General features: G+C 59.7%; 16 protein-coding genes. 2 read left to right on the top strand and 14 right to left on the bottom strand.

Annotation, left to right across the window (positions count from 1 at the left end; genetic code table 11):
• Positions 1 to 12: 12 nt before the first annotated feature.
• Together DW58_RS15300 and DW58_RS15295 are read right to left on the bottom strand one after the other, a co-directional pair.
• On the bottom strand, positions 13 to 1,677 hold the full coding sequence (locus DW58_RS15300; RefSeq protein ID WP_024547972.1) for a ShlB/FhaC/HecB family hemolysin secretion/activation protein: 1,665 nt from the start codon (positions 1,675 to 1,677) through the stop codon (positions 13 to 15).
• Between the two features lie 279 nt (positions 1,678 to 1,956).
• Positions 1,957 to 4,056, bottom strand: coding sequence for a hypothetical protein (locus DW58_RS15295; RefSeq protein WP_024547973.1), 2,100 nt, complete (start codon positions 4,054 to 4,056; stop codon positions 1,957 to 1,959).
• 491 nt (positions 4,057 to 4,547) lie between these two features.
• Here DW58_RS15295 and mutS point away from each other — a divergent pair, with 491 nt between their 5' ends.
• The gene (gene mutS / locus DW58_RS15290; protein WP_024547974.1) at positions 4,548 to 7,109 is read left to right on the top strand and encodes a DNA mismatch repair protein MutS; all 2,562 of its coding nucleotides are present in this window, start codon (positions 4,548 to 4,550) and stop codon (positions 7,107 to 7,109) included.
• Positions 7,110 to 7,235: 126 nt separating this feature from the next.
• On the top strand, positions 7,236 to 7,664 hold the full coding sequence (locus DW58_RS15285) for an OsmC family protein (protein WP_024547975.1): 429 nt from the start codon (positions 7,236 to 7,238) through the stop codon (positions 7,662 to 7,664).
• Between the two features lie 95 nt (positions 7,665 to 7,759).
• On the opposite strand, the gene rpoS is transcribed toward DW58_RS15285, so the two are convergent.
• The 12 genes from rpoS to cysD form a co-directional block, all read right to left on the bottom strand.
• The gene (gene rpoS / locus DW58_RS15280; protein WP_024547976.1) at positions 7,760 to 8,752 is read right to left on the bottom strand and encodes an RNA polymerase sigma factor RpoS; all 993 of its coding nucleotides are present in this window, start codon (positions 8,750 to 8,752) and stop codon (positions 7,760 to 7,762) included.
• Positions 8,753 to 8,872: 120 nt separating this feature from the next.
• On the bottom strand, positions 8,873 to 10,000 hold the full coding sequence (nlpD, locus tag DW58_RS15275) for a murein hydrolase activator NlpD (protein WP_024547977.1): 1,128 nt from the start codon (positions 9,998 to 10,000) through the stop codon (positions 8,873 to 8,875).
• Positions 10,001 to 10,118: 118 nt separating this feature from the next.
• Positions 10,119 to 10,745, bottom strand: a complete 627-nt coding sequence (locus tag DW58_RS15270) for a protein-L-isoaspartate(D-aspartate) O-methyltransferase (RefSeq protein ID WP_024547978.1) — start codon at positions 10,743 to 10,745, stop codon at positions 10,119 to 10,121.
• Positions 10,739 to 11,500: a 5'/3'-nucleotidase SurE gene (gene surE / locus DW58_RS15265; RefSeq protein ID WP_024547979.1), complete on the bottom strand. Its 762-nt coding sequence runs from the start codon at positions 11,498 to 11,500 to the stop codon at positions 10,739 to 10,741. Before surE ends, DW58_RS15270 begins: the two co-directional genes overlap by 7 nt.
• A complete protein-coding gene (truD, locus tag DW58_RS15260) occupies positions 11,481 to 12,530 on the bottom strand; it encodes a tRNA pseudouridine(13) synthase TruD (RefSeq protein ID WP_024547980.1) in 1,050 nt (349 codons plus the stop codon). Before truD ends, surE begins: the two co-directional genes overlap by 20 nt.
• Positions 12,527 to 13,006 (bottom strand): 2-C-methyl-D-erythritol 2,4-cyclodiphosphate synthase, encoded by a 480-nt coding sequence (ispF, locus tag DW58_RS15255; RefSeq protein ID WP_024547981.1) that lies wholly within the window; start codon positions 13,004 to 13,006, stop codon positions 12,527 to 12,529. Before ispF ends, truD begins: the two co-directional genes overlap by 4 nt.
• The gene (ispD, locus tag DW58_RS15250; RefSeq protein ID WP_024547982.1) at positions 13,006 to 13,713 is read right to left on the bottom strand and encodes a 2-C-methyl-D-erythritol 4-phosphate cytidylyltransferase; all 708 of its coding nucleotides are present in this window, start codon (positions 13,711 to 13,713) and stop codon (positions 13,006 to 13,008) included. Before ispD ends, ispF begins: the two co-directional genes overlap by 1 nt.
• Before the next feature lie 21 nt (positions 13,714 to 13,734).
• Positions 13,735 to 14,046 (bottom strand): cell division protein FtsB, encoded by a 312-nt coding sequence (gene ftsB / locus DW58_RS15245; protein ID WP_024547983.1) that lies wholly within the window; start codon positions 14,044 to 14,046, stop codon positions 13,735 to 13,737.
• 190 nt (positions 14,047 to 14,236) lie between these two features.
• The gene (locus tag DW58_RS15240; RefSeq protein ID WP_024547984.1) at positions 14,237 to 14,566 is read right to left on the bottom strand and encodes a DUF3561 family protein; all 330 of its coding nucleotides are present in this window, start codon (positions 14,564 to 14,566) and stop codon (positions 14,237 to 14,239) included.
• Between the two features lie 51 nt (positions 14,567 to 14,617).
• The gene (cysC, locus tag DW58_RS15235) at positions 14,618 to 15,223 is read right to left on the bottom strand and encodes an adenylyl-sulfate kinase (RefSeq protein ID WP_024547985.1); all 606 of its coding nucleotides are present in this window, start codon (positions 15,221 to 15,223) and stop codon (positions 14,618 to 14,620) included.
• Positions 15,223 to 16,662 carry a sulfate adenylyltransferase subunit CysN gene (cysN, locus tag DW58_RS15230; RefSeq protein ID WP_024547986.1) on the bottom strand — a complete coding sequence of 480 codons (1,440 nt, stop codon included), beginning with the start codon at positions 16,660 to 16,662 and terminating at the stop codon, positions 15,223 to 15,225. The genes cysC and cysN overlap by 1 nt, the downstream gene beginning before the upstream one ends.
• A gap of 9 nt (positions 16,663 to 16,671) precedes the next feature.
• Complete coding sequence (cysD, locus tag DW58_RS15225; protein ID WP_024547987.1) at positions 16,672 to 17,580, bottom strand: sulfate adenylyltransferase subunit CysD; 909 nt, start codon at positions 17,578 to 17,580, stop codon at positions 16,672 to 16,674.
• Between the last annotated feature and the right edge of the window lie 249 nt (positions 17,581 to 17,829).

Genomic DNA, 17,829 nt, shown 5'->3' with positions numbered 1-17,829 from the left:
TATCACTCTCTCTTAAAACAGTACGCTGACGCGCCAGTTGACGCTGACGTGGTCCGGCCCGAGCCAGTCGGGGTATTGCAGGGGGGTACCCACGGAAATCTGATTGCTGACCCGGCGCCCGCTGGTGCTGAGGCCGAGCGCCCCGCCCCATAGCGTGCCGGCGGCATACCGGTCGAGCGCGTCGCGGTGCAGCCAGCCGCCGTCCAGCGCCAGGGTGCCGGTGACGTCGCCGATAAACGGAAGCGAAAACAGCGGGTAGTTCAGTTCATTACGCCAGTAGCCGCCGTTATCCCCGCTGATGTACTGCTCTTTAAAGCCGCGCACCGAGCTTTCCCCGCCCAGCGACAGGCGTTCGCTGCCGTAGAGGCGGTCAGGGGACCACTGGCCGTACAGGCTGGTGAGCCAGTAAAGGTTGCCGATAACCGGGCGCTGATAGCTGGCGCTGAGGCTCCATTTGCGGAACGCGGCGCGCGGTTCGTCCGGGGCTTTCCCGGCATCGCTTTCGGCGTTAAACCAGGGCATGCCGCGGCTGAAGGCCGGGTTAAAGGTCGCCACGCCGCCGAGCAGCTTCTGTGTATGGTTGATGCCGAGCGTCAGGCTGGTGAGATCGCGCGAGCTGCTGGCAAGCAGGGCGTCGTTGAGCCAGTTACGGGTGCTGCGCCGGGTGACGCCTGCCGCCAGCGCGGTTTTGATGTCGCCGTTGCGAAACGCCACCCACGAGGCGTTGAATCGATGCGTGCTGCTGTCGCCGGTGGAGACCCAGTCGAAGCCGTTCTGGGTGAAGGTGGTGCGGTAGTTGTTCCAGCTGTAGCTGTAGTCGAACAGGGCGTAGCCATAGGGCACGCTCAGCCCGGCCTGCACACTCTGGGCGTCGTAAGCGCTGGCGAAATCGCTGCTGCGCCCGCCGCTGAAAAACCATTTATCCGCCAGTCCGGCAATATTACTGGCGTACAGCGTGGCGGTGAGCTGTTTTTCGCCGGTGCTTTTCTGGCCGCTATTATCGAGGCTCAGGCTGCCCGTTAACGGAAATTCCGGGGTGGCGGTAAGATTTACCACTGAATATCCCGGTTCGGCATCTGGCAGTATTTCAATCTGCGCCGGTTCACTGCGCAGACGGTTAATTTGCTCCATGCCCTGCTCAATATCGCGCAGGTTAAGCACGTTCCCGATAAGCCCCGGAAACGTCATTTTCAGCATGCGCGGCGTTTTTCCATCGAGATGAATGGCGCGTAATTTTCCTTCCAGCACCACCAGGGTTAATTCCCCGTGGGATAAGTCCTGCTCGGTGAGAAACGCGCGGCTGGTGATATACCCGCGGGAAATATACCACTCGGAAATCGTGTCAGTGAGCCGGGTAATATCGGCCAGCGTCAGGCAACGGTTACGCCAGGGGGCCAGCAGACGCTGCTGCTCGCGGGCCGGGATCAGCGTGACGCCGGTCAGGGAAATGGTGGTGAGAGAGAAGCATGGCCCCTGCGAGGGCGCAGCCGGCACGGCGGGCGCGGGCTGTGGCAGCGGCGTAGCCCGCTCCAGCTCGTCGCGCTGTTGCTGTGTGTTGAGCAGCAGCTGCTCCTGCTGCTGACGTACCGCATCGCGGTCGGCAGGTGACAATGGCGCAGCCACGACCGGCAATATCATTGCCGTAAAAAGTAATCCCAGAAATAAACGCACAAACATCCCGACTGTTCTTATTGACTTCCCTTTAATCCTTAAAATTATAAATTTGGCCGAGGGGAAATAATATCGGTAATACCGCACCACTCTTTAAAAAGTACAGCGCCGCAATAATTCACCTCAGGGCAAAATCAACGATCGTAAATTTGCCTTAAGCCAGACAGATACTTACCCATGTATCACTATATTAATATCGTTTTAATATCATTTAGAGCCGTGATTATTTCTCTTATGCAAAAAAAAGCCGCAAGACAGGGCTTGCGGCCAGAGGGGATACCAGGGTTAAAGCGATTTACTGGATGGCGAGGTTAGCTTACTGATACGGTCTGCCAGTTGCTGCGCCTCCATCTGGCTACGCGAAGCGACGGGCGGTGCGCTGGCGCGGCTACTAATGGAGGCCGTATCGCTGGCAATGGCGCCTTCGCCACTCTCAGACCGCGGGACATCATGACCGGTCGCCACGGATGAGGCAGGACTGGCGGGACGCGGCGTGCCAGCGTTGCTGCCAAACAGGCGGTTCATCTCTGAACCGGTGACGCTTGCCGGGCTACCCGGACGCGGCGTGGCGGTCGGCGTGCTGTCGTTGCTGCCAAACATCCGGTTCATCTCTGAGCCGGTGACGCTCGCCGGACTGCCGGGACGCGGCGTGGTGGCGTTACTGCCAAACAGCTGATTCATCTCTGAACCGGTGACGCTCGCCGGGCTGCCCGGACGCGGCGTGGTGGCGTTGCTGCCAAACAGCTGGTTCATCTCTGAACCGGTGACGCTCGCCGGGCTGCCCGGACGCGGCGTGGTGGCGTTGCTGCCAAACAGCTGATTCATCTCTGAACCGGTGACGCTCGCCGGGCTGGCCGGACGCGGCGTGGCGGTCGGCGTAGTGTCATTGCTGCCAAACATGCGGTTCATCTCCGAACCGGTGACGCTCGCCGGGCTGGCCGGGCGTGACGTGCCCGCCTCCACGCCCTCCTCGCCGGATGACAGAGAGGCATCCTCGGCGCTGGTCGCCGCGGAGTGAATCGAGCTGGCGGGGGTGGCTAACGCGCTGTCTCCCCCATCTGGCAGGGCGATATCCTGCGCCCCGGCCGGTGATGGCGCCGTCGTATCGACGGCCGTCTCCTCGCCGGAATCACGCCAGCGATGATACATAGTCAGTAGCTCGGTGGTGCTGACGCCTGCTAACCCCTGCCCAAAATACGCCAGCGCCGCCGCACCGAGGTTCGCCCCCTGCGCGGCGGCCTCCATTTTTGCCCGGAACGTTGGATCGGACAGCAGCGCCATTCGATCCAACCCAGAGCTGCGCATTGCATCCGAAATGACGAGTTCACGCGCGCCTGTTTTCGCCATGTTGGTCAATCCAAGCCCGATACCCAGGGCGAGCTTTTCGGCGACCTGATTAGGTGTGGCAAGGTTCGCGAGGCCAGCACGCCAGTTATCGCCGGTGGTAAAAGCATCTCTTCCCGCGGTCGCCAGTCGACTTTTCCCGCCTTTATATATCTGTTCAGATATGGTGTTGGTGTTTGACAGCGCCTGATAACGCTCCTTCCAGTCGGTGCGGCCAAACAGAAATTCTGGACCGTGAAGCCTGTCGTATTTATTCTGGACCACACCGCTTAATGAGCCTGCCGCTGCAGTCAGGAAGCCGCCGACGACTTTATTGCCGATATAGCCGGGCTTGGTGGTGCTCTCAAGGATACCGGGCGCTGGCGCATGGGGGTCATTTTCTGGCAGCATCTGTGTCCCGACTGCCACGGAACCCGTGACAATGTTACGCGCATCGAACCCCGACCCGCCCATGCCAGCCTGAGACACCTTATACACGCCGTTGTCGCGTTTTTTCGCTACGTCCTGCATATAGGGCTCCAGCGCGTCCATATCGGCCTGCAGCCATTTTGTATCTTTCACGCTGTTGGCAAACACTTTTTCCAGCACGGCTTTAAACCCTACCGCCGTCATGCCGCCTGCCATACCGGAGACCATATCGTGCACGTGGGTACCGGGCTGCAATCCCAACTGGTGACAAATGCCCTTACCAATCAGATCGCCCGGCACATCCGACAGGGCGTAACCCAGCGCGCCGACGGCACCTTCAAACGCTTTTGTTACCTTGTCAAACTCGTAGCCTTTTTTTATCACCGCCTCGACATCGCTGGGCTTCTGGCCCAGCTCATCGTGCAGGGCGGTGGCTTTCTCTTTCGCGATATCAGCCGGGAAATAGTTAGTCAGAATTTGGGCAATGTCATTGATGCTTTTTTGCCTTGTGGTGGCGGCTTCATCTGCGCGCGCAGCGGAAGACGCCTCCTCTGACCCTCTGTTGCGCAGTTCAATGTCGCTGGTGTGGGTATGGGCAATATGGGGTCGGTGACCGCCTACGTGGTTAACCATGTTTCTCACTCCGCAAAATAACTGATGCGTTTAAGCCAGCGCCTGCGCGCCAGCCTGCCGTTGATCCTGCGAAATGAGTACCGCCCCTTCCCATCACGCAACGATAGTATTGAGTGAGGTCTGCGCGCGAAGGGTTTCACGGCCAGTGGAAAAACTTATGCTTTTGTGACTATCTTCATAAATATGTCATCTGCCTGCTATACCGCGCAGCGTTGCCGTGCGCCCCGCCCGTTCGTCGAAGGCCATCGATTTTGCGTTGCGCCTTCCGGTTTTGTTCGCTTTTCATGGCTACCGCCCTCGGTGCTGTTTTCCTGCCATACAGACTCCGTTATCATGCGCCCTACGTCCTTATGAAACATGACGTGACCGACGTGGCACCCCCGGCGTCCCGCTCCGGGTTTCATGAGATTCAATGAGCGAGCGGATAACGCGATGAAAAATATAAAGATCGCACGCTCATTACACTTTACGCACAGGGACATCTGACGCGAATGAGTACAATGGCAAACCTCGACGCCCACACCCCCATGATGCAGCAGTATCTGAAGCTGAAGGCTCAGCATCCGGAGATCCTGCTGTTTTATCGCATGGGCGATTTTTACGAACTGTTTTATGACGATGCGAAACGCGCGTCGCAGCTGCTGGACATCTCGCTGACCAAACGCGGCGCCTCCGCGGGCGAACCGATTCCCATGGCGGGCGTGCCGCATCACGCGGTGGAAAACTACCTGGCGAAGCTGGTGAACCTCGGTGAATCCGTGGCGATCTGCGAGCAGATTGGCGATCCGGCCACCTCGAAGGGGCCGGTGGAGCGTAAAGTGGTGCGCATCGTCACCCCGGGTACCATCAGCGATGAGGCGCTGCTTCAGGAGCGCCAGGACAATCTGCTGGCCGCTATCTGGCAGGATGCGAAAGGCTTCGGCTACGCGACGCTGGACATCAGCTCCGGGCGTTTTCGCGTCAGCGAGCCGCAGGATAAAGAGACGATGGCCGCCGAGCTGCAGCGTACCAATCCTGCCGAGCTGCTCTATGCGGAAGACTTCGCCGACATGGCGCTGATTGATGGCCGCCGCGGGCTGCGCCGTCGTCCGCTGTGGGAGTTTGAAATCGACACCGCGCGTCAGCAGCTCAATATGCAGTTCGGCACGCGCGATCTGATTGGCTTCGGGGTAGAGAACGCCCCGCGCGGCCTGTGCGCGGCGGGCTGCCTGCTCCAGTACGTCAAGGATACTCAGCGCACCACCCTGCCGCATATCCGCTCCATCACCATGGAGCGTCAGCAGGACGGCATTATTATGGATGCCGCCACGCGCCGTAACCTGGAGATCACCCAGAACCTGAGCGGCGGTATCGAGAACACCCTGGCATCGGTGCTGGACTGCACCGTTACGCCGATGGGCAGCCGCATGCTCAAACGCTGGCTGCATATGCCGGTGCGCGACCACGCGGTGCTGCGCAAACGCCAGCAAACCCTGAGCGCGCTGATGGAGCGCACCACGGAACTGCAACCGGTGCTGCGTCAGGTCGGCGATCTGGAGCGTATTCTGGCGCGTCTGGCGCTGCGTACCGCCCGCCCGCGCGATCTGGCGCGCATGCGCCACGCCTTCCAGCAGCTGCCGGCCCTGCGTGAGATGCTGGCCGATGTGCAGACCGACTACGTACAGACGCTGCGTGAGACCATCGGCGACTTTGCCGAGCTGCGCGACCTGCTGGAGCGTGCGGTGATTGAAGCCCCGCCGGTGCTGGTGCGCGACGGCGGCGTGATTGCGCCCGGCTACAATGCCGAGCTCGACGAGTGGCGCGCGCTGGCCGATGGCGCGACCGATTACCTCGACAGGCTGGAGATCCGCGAGCGCGAGAAGCTGGGACTGGATACGCTGAAAGTCGGCTTCAATGCGGTACACGGCTACTACATCCAGGTCAGCCGCGGGCAAAGCCATCTGGTGCCTATCAACTACGTGCGCCGCCAGACCCTGAAAAACGCCGAGCGTTACATTATCCCCGAATTGAAAGAGTACGAAGATAAGGTGCTGACCTCGAAAGGGAAGGCGCTGGCACTGGAAAAACAGCTCTACGAAGAGCTGTTCGATCTGCTGCTGCCGCACCTGGGGGATCTCCAGCAGAGCGCGGCGGCGCTGGCCGAACTCGATGTGCTGGTTAACCTCGCCGAGCGCGCTGATGCGCTTAACTACCACTGCCCGACCCTGATCGATAAGCCAGGCATACGCATTAGCGAAGGTCGTCACCCGGTAGTGGAGCAGGTCCTGAGCGAGCCGTTTATCGCCAACCCGCTGTCGCTCTCCCCCCAGCGCCGCATGCTGATTATTACCGGCCCCAACATGGGCGGTAAGAGTACCTATATGCGCCAGACCGCGCTGATTGTGCTGATGGCGCACATCGGCAGCTTCGTGCCGGCAAGCCAGGCGGAGATTGGCCCGGTGGATCGCATCTTCACCCGCGTCGGGGCGGCGGACGATCTGGCCTCGGGGCGCTCGACCTTTATGGTGGAAATGACCGAAACGGCCAATATTCTGCATAACGCCACCGAAAACAGCCTGGTGTTGATGGATGAGATTGGCCGCGGCACCTCAACCTACGACGGGCTGTCGCTGGCGTGGGCCTGTGCGGAAAACCTGGCGAACCGCATCAAGGCGCTGACGCTGTTTGCCACCCACTATTTTGAGCTGACCACGCTGCCTGAAAAAATGGAGGGCGTCGCGAACGTCCATCTGGACGCTATCGAGCACGGTGACACCATCGCTTTTATGCACAGCGTGCAGGAGGGTGCCGCCAGCAAAAGCTACGGTCTGGCGGTCGCGGCGCTGGCCGGGGTGCCTAAAGAGGTGATTAAGCGCGCGCGTGCCAAACTGCGCGAGCTGGAGAGCCTGTCGGGCAATGCGGCGGCGACGCAGATCGATGGCACTCAGATGTCGCTGCTCGCACCGGCAGAAGAGACCTCCCCGGCGCTGGAGGCGCTGGAGAATCTCGATCCGGATTCGCTCTCACCGCGTCAGGCGCTGGAGTGGATTTACCGTCTGAAAAACCTCGTGTAGCGCTGCTCGCGGCCTCCCGTTCCACAACGTGAGGCCGCGTTTTTCCAGAAGGCTCCGAGTTCACCCGCATCCCTGCCAGCCGATCCTATACTTATCTCTACATTCAGAGACCACAGGAGAAAATGCATGACCATTCATAAGAAAGGACAGGCTCACTGGGAAGGCGATATCAAGCAAGGTAAAGGCACGGTATCCACTGAAAGCGGCGCGCTGAAACAGCAGCCATACGGTTTCAACACCCGTTTCGAAGGGGCACCAGGCACTAACCCGGAAGAGCTGATTGGTGCGGCACATGCAGCCTGTTTCTCTATGGCGCTGTCCCTGATGCTGGGCGAAGAAGGCTACACGGCGCAGAGCATCGATACCACGGCAGATGTGTCGCTGGACAAAGCTGACGGCGGGTTCGCGATCACGAAGATCGCCCTGACCAGCACCGTTCGCGTGCCGGATATCGAGGATGCGGCGTTCGACGCTATCATCCAGAAAGCAAAAGCCGGTTGCCCGGTATCACAGCTGATGAAAGCGGAAATCACCCTCGATTACACGCTGAACTGATGCTCTCTCCTGGCGCTCCGGCGTCGGGAAATTGAGTAAAAAAGCACATAAAAAAGGCCGGTCATATGACCGGCCTTTTTTGATACAACGTCGTATTATTCGCGGAACAGTGCTTCGATATTCAGACCCTGCGCCTGCAGGATTTCACGCAGGCGGCGCAGACCTTCAACCTGGATTTGACGAACGCGTTCACGCGTCAGACCGATTTCGCGGCCCACATCTTCCAAGGTTGCGGCTTCATAACCGAGCAGACCAAAGCGACGTGCCAGCACTTCACGCTGTTTGGCGTTCAGTTCGAACAGCCATTTGACGATGCTCTGTTTCATATCATCGTCTTGCGTGGTGTCTTCCGGACCGTTGTCTTTCTCATCGGCCAGAATGTCCAGCAGCGCTTTCTCAGAGTCACCGCCCAGTGGGGTGTCTACCGAGGTGATACGCTCGTTGAGGCGCAGCATACGGCTGACATCATCAACCGGTTTATCGAGCTGCTCTGCGATCTCTTCCGCGCTTGGCTCATGGTCAAGCTTGTGGGAGAGCTCACGTGCAGTACGAAGGTACACATTCAGCTCTTTGACGATGTGAATCGGCAGGCGAATGGTACGGGTCTGATTCATGATTGCCCGTTCGATAGTCTGACGGATCCACCATGTTGCGTAAGTTGAGAAGCGGAACCCGCGCTCCGGGTCAAATTTCTCAACGGCGCGAATCAGGCCGAGGTTACCTTCTTCAATCAGATCCAGCAGTGCCAGACCACGATTGCTGTAACGACGTGCAATCTTCACCACCAGACGCAGGTTACTTTCGATCATGCGGCGGCGGGAAGCGACATCACCACGCAGTGCGCGGCGTGCAAAATAGACTTCTTCTTCGGCAGTCAGCAGCGGGGAATAACCGATCTCGCCAAGGTACAGCTGAGTGGCATCAAGCACACGCTGGGTGGCTCCCTGCGATAACAGCTCTTCTTCAGCAACATCGTTATCACTGGGTTCCTCTTCTACTAAGGCTTTCTCGTCGAAAACCTCTACTCCGTTCTCATCAAATTCCGCGTCTTCATTTAGATCATGAACTTTCAGCGTATTCTGACTCATAAAGATGGCTCCTACCCGTGATCCCTGGACAAAACGCCCGTCAAACTCTCATACATCCTGCCTGCGTGGTTGCCCATGCAATGCCATCAGTGGAGGTGAACGACCTGGCACTTTGCCGATTTATCGCTGCGGTAAAAATTGCAGCGGGTTTACGGATTTCCCCTTGTAACGAATTTCAAAATGTAAGCGTGTAGAACTGGTTCCGGTGCTACCCATGGTAGCTATCTTCTGCCCCGCCTTGATCTCTTGTTGTTCCCGGACCAGCATTGTGTCGTTATGGGCGTAGGCACTCAGGTAATCATCGTTATGTTTTATGATGATAAGATTACCGTAACCGCGCAGCGCATTTCCAGCGTAAACCACCCGACCATCTGCTGTCGCGGTGATGCTCTGTCCTTTAGAGCCTGCGATATCGATACCTCTGTTCCCACCCTCGGAGGAAGAGAAGTTCTCGATAACTTTGCCTTCAGTCGGCCAGCGCCATGCTGATACGGGCGCACTGGCAGTTTGACTGCTGGCAACGGGTTCGGATGTGCTGACTACCGGAGCCGTGACGGGCGCTGTGACAACCGTCCCGGCGGGCTTATTACCCGGCAACATCTTGTTAGCACTCTGTTCACCTGAATTTTCAGAATACGTAATTGTCGGTTGCGACGCAACCACCCTGTTTGAATTTTGCGCGGGTTTGGTCGTCAGACCCTGGGCGCTGGCATCCGCCGCCGAGACGGTATTGCCCGGCGTAATCGGTCGGCCGGAAGCATTACCAATTTCAAGCGTTTGCCCGACATTCAGGCTATACGGGGCTGCAACGCCATTTCGCTGGGCCAAATCACGGAAATCGTTCCCGGTAATCCAGGCGATGTAGAACAGCGTATCGCCGCGTTTTACCGTATAGGTGTTGCCGCCAGCATAACTACCTTTAGGAATATTCCCATATTGACGATTGTAAACTATACGCCCATTTTCGGTTTGTACAGGTTGTGAAAGGCTCTGCGGCGGTGCAGATTGCACGACCGGGGCCGACTGCATCGGCGGCGTCGATGACATCTGTGGCGCTGGTGCAGGCGCACTCATTTTTGGCGGCTGGGTGACCAGCATCCCGCCAGAACTTTCCGTTCCGCTATTGCCATCGACCGAACTGATAGGGGCTTGCGACGTGTTATTATTGCTGCAGCCTGCGACTGCCAGCGCGATAAGCGACAGTGTTACTGCCCGGCGTGCTGTGAAAAGTGGGCTTCCCGTGCTCATTAATCCCCCGAAAAAAATAACTACCCGTGACGTGATAACACCGCGGCATCATGTGTTCTGACGTAATGCGCTCACTTTACGCATAACTCAGACACAGGCAACCGGAAAAACTCCTGGTTCAGGCCAGTTCGCCTTTGACCAGCGGTACAAAACGTACCGCTTCCACGGTGTCAATAACATACTCGCCCCCGCGACGACGCACGCGCTTAAGCACCTGTTGTTCGTCGCCCACCGGGAGCACAAGAATACCGCCTTCATCGAGCTGCGACAGCAGCGCGGTCGGGATCTCTCCCGGCGCGGCGGTAACAATAATAGCGTCAAATGGCGCGCGCGCCTGCCATCCCTGCCATCCGTCACCGTGGCGGGTGGAAATATTGTGCAAATCGAGCTGCTTGAGGCGACGGCGCGCCTGCCACTGCAGCCCTTTGATGCGTTCAACCGAGCAGACATGATGGACAAGGTGAGCAAGAATAGCGGTCTGGTAGCCTGAACCGGTGCCGATCTCCAGCACGCGGGAGTCAGGGGTCAGCTCCAGCAGCTCGGTCATGCGCGCAACCATGTAAGGCTGCGAGATGGTCTGCCCCGAGCCGATGGGCAGCGCGACGTTTTCCCACGCTTTATGTTCCAGCGCCTCGTCGATAAATTTCTCACGCGGTACGCTGGCGATGGCGTCAAGCACCTGTTCGTTTTTGATGCCCTGGGCACGCAGCTGAGCCAGCAGATTCTGGATGCGTTTACTCACCATTGCTCGTTCACCCCGGCGCGCGCCAGCCAGTCTGATACCACCTCCTGCGCGCTGTACGCCGTTAAATCGACGTGCAGCGGGGTGACCGACACGTAGCCTTCATCCACGGCGGCGAAGTCGGTGTCCGGCCCGGCGTCGCACTTCTCGCCCGGTGGACCAATCCAGTACAGGGTGTTGCCACGCGGATCCTGCTGCGGGATCACCTGATCCGCCGGGTGGCGGCTACCGCAGCGCGTCACCCGAATGCCTTTGATTTCACTCAGCGGCAGATCGGGGACGTTGACGTTGAGAATGCGTCCGGTACGCAGCGGTTCACGCGCCAGGCCGCGCAGCAGCTGGCAGGTGATGGCGGCGGCGGTATCGTAGTGCTGATGGCCGTTAAGCGAGACCGCCAGCGCCGGAAAGCCCAGGTGGCGGCCCTCCATCGCCGCGGCGACGGTACCGGAATAGATAACGTCATCCCCCAGATTGGGGCCGGCGTTAATTCCCGACACCACAACGTCCGGACGCGGGCGCATCAGGGCGTTAACGCCCAGAAAGACGCAGTCGGTCGGGGTGCCCATCTGTACGGCAATGTCGCCGTTGGGGAAGGTGAAGGTACGGAGCGAAGACTCCAGGGTCAGCGAGTTGGACGCGCCGCTGCGGTTGCGATCGGGCGCAACAACCTGCACCTCGGCAAATTCGCGCAGGGCTGACGCCAGGGTCTGGATCCCCGGCGCATGAATACCATCGTCGTTACTCAGCAATATTCGCATAGTCACCTGACGTGTTCATCAGTTCCCGTACCACACTGGTGGCGAAGCTTCCGGCAGGCAGCCAGAAACGCAGCTCGACGGTGACGTCGTCCCACCAGTCCCAGCAAAGCTCATGAGGATAGAGCAGCATCGCGCGGCGCGCGGCCTCTACTTTCTCACGCTCCAGCAAAAGTTGTAAATCCCCTTGCTCAGCAAGGGTTTGTTTCTCGAAAGCCAGCGCATCGCGTTGGGTTCCCCAGTCGCCTGCGCCGGGCAGCGCAGCGGTGATCATCAGCGCCTGGCTGTCCACGCGCTGCTGCAGTTCCGGCAGCTCTTCAGGGGTAGCGACGAACCAGCTTCCGCGCCCGGCTAATTGTAGCGCATCGCCGTCAACAACTTGATTAAAGTCTGTTTTGTTCAGACGCTCGCTGACAATCTGGTTAAAAAGCGCGCTGCGGGCTGCCGAGAGCCAGAAGCTGCGTTTATTGCGATCGCGCACCGGACCTGGGTTTTGTGCCCAGCGCAGCGCGCCCTGCAGGTTGCTGCCGCCGATGCCAAAACGCTGGGGACCAAAGTAGTTCGGCACGCCGCGGGCCGCGATCTGCTCAAGGCGCGTCTGCATCTCGTCACGGTGGGTGACCTGCCGCAGCACCAGCCGGAAGGCGTTGCCGCGCAGCGCACCAAGCCGCAGCTTGCGCTTGTGGCGCGCGTACTCCAGCACCTGACAGCCTTCGAGGGTAAACGTCGACAGGTCCGGCATCGCTTTGCCCGGCAGGCGCACGCAGAACCACTGCTCGGTTACCGCATGCTTATCTTTTTGCCCGGCAAAGCTCACCTCTTTGGCGTGCACGCGCAGGAATTTCGCCAGCGCATCGGCGACAAAGCGCGTGTTGCAGCCCTCTTTACGAATGCGCACCAGCAGCTGTTCGCCTTCGCCATCGGGCGCGAACCCCAGATCTTCCTGGACCACAAAATCTTCCGGGTTGGCTTTCAGTACGCCGCTGCCCTGCGGCTTGCCGTGCAGCCAGGTCAGGTTATATACGTCAATCATTGGCCGGCCTTCACCAGTAGCGCCACCGCTTCACAGGCGATGCCTTCGCCGCGGCCGACGAATCCAAGTTTTTCCGTAGTCGTGGCTTTGACGTTAACGTCATCCATATGGCAGCCCAGATCTTCGGCGATAAACACGCGCATCTGCGGAATGTGCGGCAGCATCTTCGGTGCCTGAGCAATGATGGTGACATCCACGTTGCCGAGCGCGTAGCCCTTCGCCTGAATACGGCGCCAGGCTTCGCGCAGCAGCTCGCGGCTGTCAGCGCCTTTAAACGCCGGGTCGGTATCCGGGAACAGCTTGCCGATATCCCCCAGCGCCGCGGCGCCGAGCAGGGCATCGGTCAGGGCGTGCAGCGCGACGTCGCCGTCTGAATGGGCCAGCAATCCCTGCTCATACGGGATACGGACACCGCCGATAACGATCGGGCCTTCGCCGCCAAAGGCGTGTACGTCGAAACCATGTCCAATACGCATTATGCATTCTCCTGGAGGGTTAACCGGGTAAGGTAAAATTCCGCAAGCGCCAGGTCTTCCGGACGGGTCACTTTTATATTATCTGCGCGACCGGGAATAAGTTCAGGGTGATAGCCGCAGTACTCCAGCGCCGACGCTTCGTCAGTGATGGTGGCCCCTTCATTCAGGGCGCGTGCCAGGCAGTGTTCGAGCAGGTCGCGCGGAAACAGCTGCGGCGTCAGCGCATGCCACAGATCGACGCGATCCACGGTGTGGGCGATTGTGGGTTGCCCCGGCTCGCCGCGCTTCATGGTATCGCGCACCGGTGCGGCGAGGATGCCGCCGACCGCGCTGCGTGAGGTAAGCGCCAGCAGCCGCTCAAGGCAGTCGGGATGCAGACAGGGGCGCGCGGCGTCATGCACCAGCACCCAGGGGGCGTCGCCCGCCTGGCGCAGCCCGGCCAGTACCGAGTCGGCGCGTTCACCGCCGCCCTGCACCACCGAAATACGCGCGTCGTTCGCCAGCGGCAGCCGGTGAAACCACGCGTCGTGGGCGCTGATGGCGATAATCACTCTGTTGATACGGGGATGGCGAAGCAGCCCTGCCACCGCGTGTTCGAGGAGGGTTTTATCGCCGATAGTGAGGTACTGCTTGGGGTGTTCCGCTTGCATCCGGCTGCCAATGCCGGCAGCCGGCACAACGGCAACGACATCTGGTGAGACGACCATGTAGTAGTAACCTGAGTCCGGTTAAGGATTGTTTTGTCCTGACCCCCAGTTGCGCTTAGACGCTTCCGGTACCAGGCGGTAGAAGGTTTCCCCTGGCTTGGTCATGCTCAATTCATTGCGTGCGCGCTCCTCAATCGCTTCCTGGCCGCCATTGAGGTCGTCAATTTCAGCGAAGAGTTGATCGTTACGCGCTTTGAGTTTGGCGTTTGTCGCCTGCTGTGCTGCCACATCTTCACTGACGCGGCTGAAATCGTGTATGCCGTTTTTGCCAAACCACAGCGAATACTGTAGCCAGACCAGTAAAGCCAGCAATAGCAGCGTTAGTTTGCCCATTCTGCCCCCTGAAAAACGGCAATATCATCCCATAACTTGCCGCAACACTCCACCCTCGTCACCCTGTACGGCGTGCACCCGGGGGTCACCTGAATGCGGCAGAATGTAGCACATTATTCCGGGCGCTGTCGTCGTTACGAAGCGCTACATACCTGTATAAGCTCTGTTACCGTTTGAAGCATGTCGCGGGCTAGCCCATCAGCCAGAGGAACAGCGCACCGAACAGCAGCGCGACGCTGGCAATGGTCGCCATCGCGCTCAGCATCAACCGTCCATTGAGCAACGAATGCAGCGCGACGCCGACCACAACCGCAACGGGCAGCAGCGCAAGAAAGAAGGGCCAGGTGTAGAGCAGAAAGAACAGCGTGTTGGAGCCGTAGAGGAGGAAAGGGATACCGAGCGCCAGCAGCCAGGAGAGCAACCCGAGGATAGCGCCAGGCACTGACCAGGTTGTCTCCTCGATGTCACGCTTATCAGGTGATTCAGCCTGTGAATAAATCATATTGGTGCTGTCGCGCATACTCAATCCTGTAGCCTGGCCGGTCGGGATAAAAGGCATCCCGACTGTGCCTCAGGAGTTGATGATATAGCCCTGCCGCAGCAGGTCTAACATTTGCGCCACCAATTTTGTTACTAATTGTTCGCCGTCGAGATGGACATCCGGGTGCGTCGGCGGCTCATACACCGCATCGATACCGGTAAAGTTACGCAGCTCACCGGCACGCGCTTTTTTGTACAGTCCCTTCGGATCGCGCGCTTCGCACACCGCAAGCGGGGTGTCGACGAACGCCTCGATAAAACGCCCCTCCCCTACCCGCTCGCGCACCATCTGCCGCTCGGCGCGGTGGGGGGAGATAAACGCGGTGAGCACCACCAGCCCGGCGTCCACCATCAGGTTCGCCACTTCGCCGACGCGGCGGATGTTCTCTTTGCGATCCGCCTCGCTGAAGCCGAGATCGCTGCACAGGCCGTGACGCACGTTATCGCCGTCCAGCAGATAGGTGCTGATGCCAAGCTTATGTAGCGCCTCTTCCAGCGCGCCGGCCACAGTGGATTTGCCGGAGCCAGAGAGCCCGGTAAACCACACCACCACGCCCTTATGGCCGTGGAGCTGTTCGCGCTGCGCCGGGGTCACCGGATGCGGATGCCAGACCACGTTTTCATCGTGCGCGGCCATTATTTTCCACCCGTCAGCGTACGCAGATCGCGTGCTTCCCAGTGCGGGAAGTGGCGGCGAATCAGGGCGTTCAGCTCAAGCTCAAAGGCGCTGTAGTCCAACGGCGTAGCGTGCTGTGCGGCGGTCAGCGGTGCAGAAACCATGCCCGCCCCCACGGTAACGTTGCTCAGGCGATCGATAAAAATAAGCCCGCCGGTCACCGGATTCTGCTGGTAGCGGTCGATGTTCAGCGGCTCGTCAAAGGTCAGCTCCACTTCACCAATGCCGTTGAGGGGCAGGTGCTCCACCGCATGACGCGTCAGGTTGTTGATGTCCACCTGGTGATGTACGGCGTCAACCCGCGCCCGGGTCTTCTTCCCGGCGATTTTAATGTCGTAGCTCTGCCCGGCGCTCAGCGGCTGCTCCGCCATCCACACCACGTCCACGCGTGCGCTTTGGGCCGGAGCGACGTCATCGGCGGCATCCACGATAGTGTCCCCCCGGCTGATGTCGATCTCATCGTTCAGCACCAGGGTAATGGCTTCGCCAGCAAAGGCTTCCGGCAGATCGCCATCGAAGGTCACGATGCGCGCCACGGTTGACTCCACGCCCGACGGCAGCACTTTTACGCGCTGGCCGGCGGTGATGTGCCCGGAGGCCAGCGTGCCCGCATAGCCGCGGAAATCCAGATTGGGGCGGTTGACGTACTGCACCGGGAAGCGCAGCGGCTGCGCCTCTACCGGGCGGGTGATGTCCACGCTCTCCAGCACGTCGAGCAGCGTCGGGCCGCTGTACCACGGCATGGTGGTGCTGCTGGTGGCGACGTTGTCCCCCTCCAGCGCCGACAGCGGCACAAAGCGGATATCGAGATCGCCCGGCAGCTGCGCGGCAAAGTCGAGGTAGTCCTGTTTAATCTGTTCGAAGGTATCCTGGCGATACCCCACCAGGTCCATCTTGTTCACTGCCACCACCAGATGACGAATGCCGAGCAGCGTGGAGATAAAGCTGTGGCGGCGGGTCTGATCCAGCACGCCTTTGCGGGCGTCAATCAGCAGGATTGCCAGATCGCAGGTGGACGCGCCGGTCGCCATGTTGCGGGTGTACTGCTCGTGGCCTGGGGTATCGGCGATGATAAATTTGCGCTTCTCGGTGGAGAAGTAACGGTAGGCCACGTCAATGGTGATGCCCTGCTCGCGCTCGGCCTGAAGGCCGTCCACCAGCAGCGCAAGATCCAGTTTTTCACCCTGGGTGCCGTGGCGCTTGCTGTCGTTGTGCAGGGACGAGAGCTGGTCTTCGTAGATCTGACGAGTATCGTGCAGCAGTCGGCCAATCAGGGTGCTTTTCCCGTCATCCACGCTGCCGCAGGTCAGAAAGCGCAGCAGGCTTTTATGCTGCTGGGCGTGAAGGTACGCTTCCACGCCGCCCTCTTGTGCGATTTGTTGTGCAATGGTGGTGTTCATGACGGCTCCTTAGAAATAACCCTGGCGTTTCTTCAGCTCCATAGAGCCTGACTGGTCGCGGTCGATGACGCGCCCCTGGCGTTCGCTGGTGGTGGAGACCAGCATCTCCTCGATGATCTCCGGCAGCGTCTGCGCGGATGACTCCACCGCGCCGGTGAGCGGCCAGCAGCCGAGGGTACGGAAACGCACCATGCGCTGCTCAATGGTTTCGCCCGGCTGGAGGTCGATGCGGTCGTCGTCAATCATCATCAGCATACCGTCACGCTCCAGCACCGGCCGCTCGGCCGCCAGGTAAAGCGGAACGATGTCGATTTTTTCCAGATAGATGTACTGCCAGATATCCAGCTCGGTCCAGTTGGAGAGCGGGAACACGCGGATGCTTTCGCCTTTATTAATCTGGCCGTTGTAGTTGTGCCACAGCTCCGGACGCTGGTTTTTCGGGTCCCAGCGGTGGAAGCGGTCGCGGAAGGAGTAGATACGCTCTTTGGCGCGGGATTTTTCCTCGTCGCGGCGTGCGCCGCCGAAGGCCGCATCGAAGCCGTACTTGTTCAGCGCCTGCTTCAGCCCTTCGGTTTTCATGATATCGGTGTGCTTGGCGCTGCCGTGGACAAACGGGTTGATCCCCATCGCCACCCCTTCCGGGTTCTTATGCACCAGCAGCTCACAGCCATAGGCTTTCGCGGTGCGGTCGCGAAACTCGTACATCTCGCGGAATTTCCAGCCGGTATCGACGTGCAGCAGCGGGAACGGCAGCGTGCCTGGATAGAACGCCTTGCGCGCCAGGTGCAGCATCACCGACGAATCTTTGCCGATGGAGTACATCATCACCGGATTCGCGAATTCGGCCGCCACTTCACGGATGATATGGATGCTTTCCGCCTCCAGCTGTCGCAAATGGGTGAGTCGTTTCTGATCCATATCCTTTCCTTTCCGGCCCGGTCACGCCAGGCATTAACGTTGCAATCAGCGTGGTCCGGCGTCTGGCCGGGTCCACTGCGAAGGGCCGATAGCCCTCCGTCTGGTGATAAGGGGGAAACCTGGCGGGCGACGTCACGCCACCGCCTTCCCGGGGCCCGGCGTGATGGCAAACGTCTGGTCATCGCGCGCGATGACCTGTTAGCGAGGTGAACAGGGGAAGCGTTTCACGACCACACAGCGCGTTTACCT

The organism is Siccibacter turicensis LMG 23730 (assembly GCF_000463155.2).
GTDB lineage: Bacteria > Pseudomonadota > Gammaproteobacteria > Enterobacterales > Enterobacteriaceae > Siccibacter > Siccibacter turicensis.
This window is presented reverse-complemented; position numbering and strand designations above follow the sequence as displayed.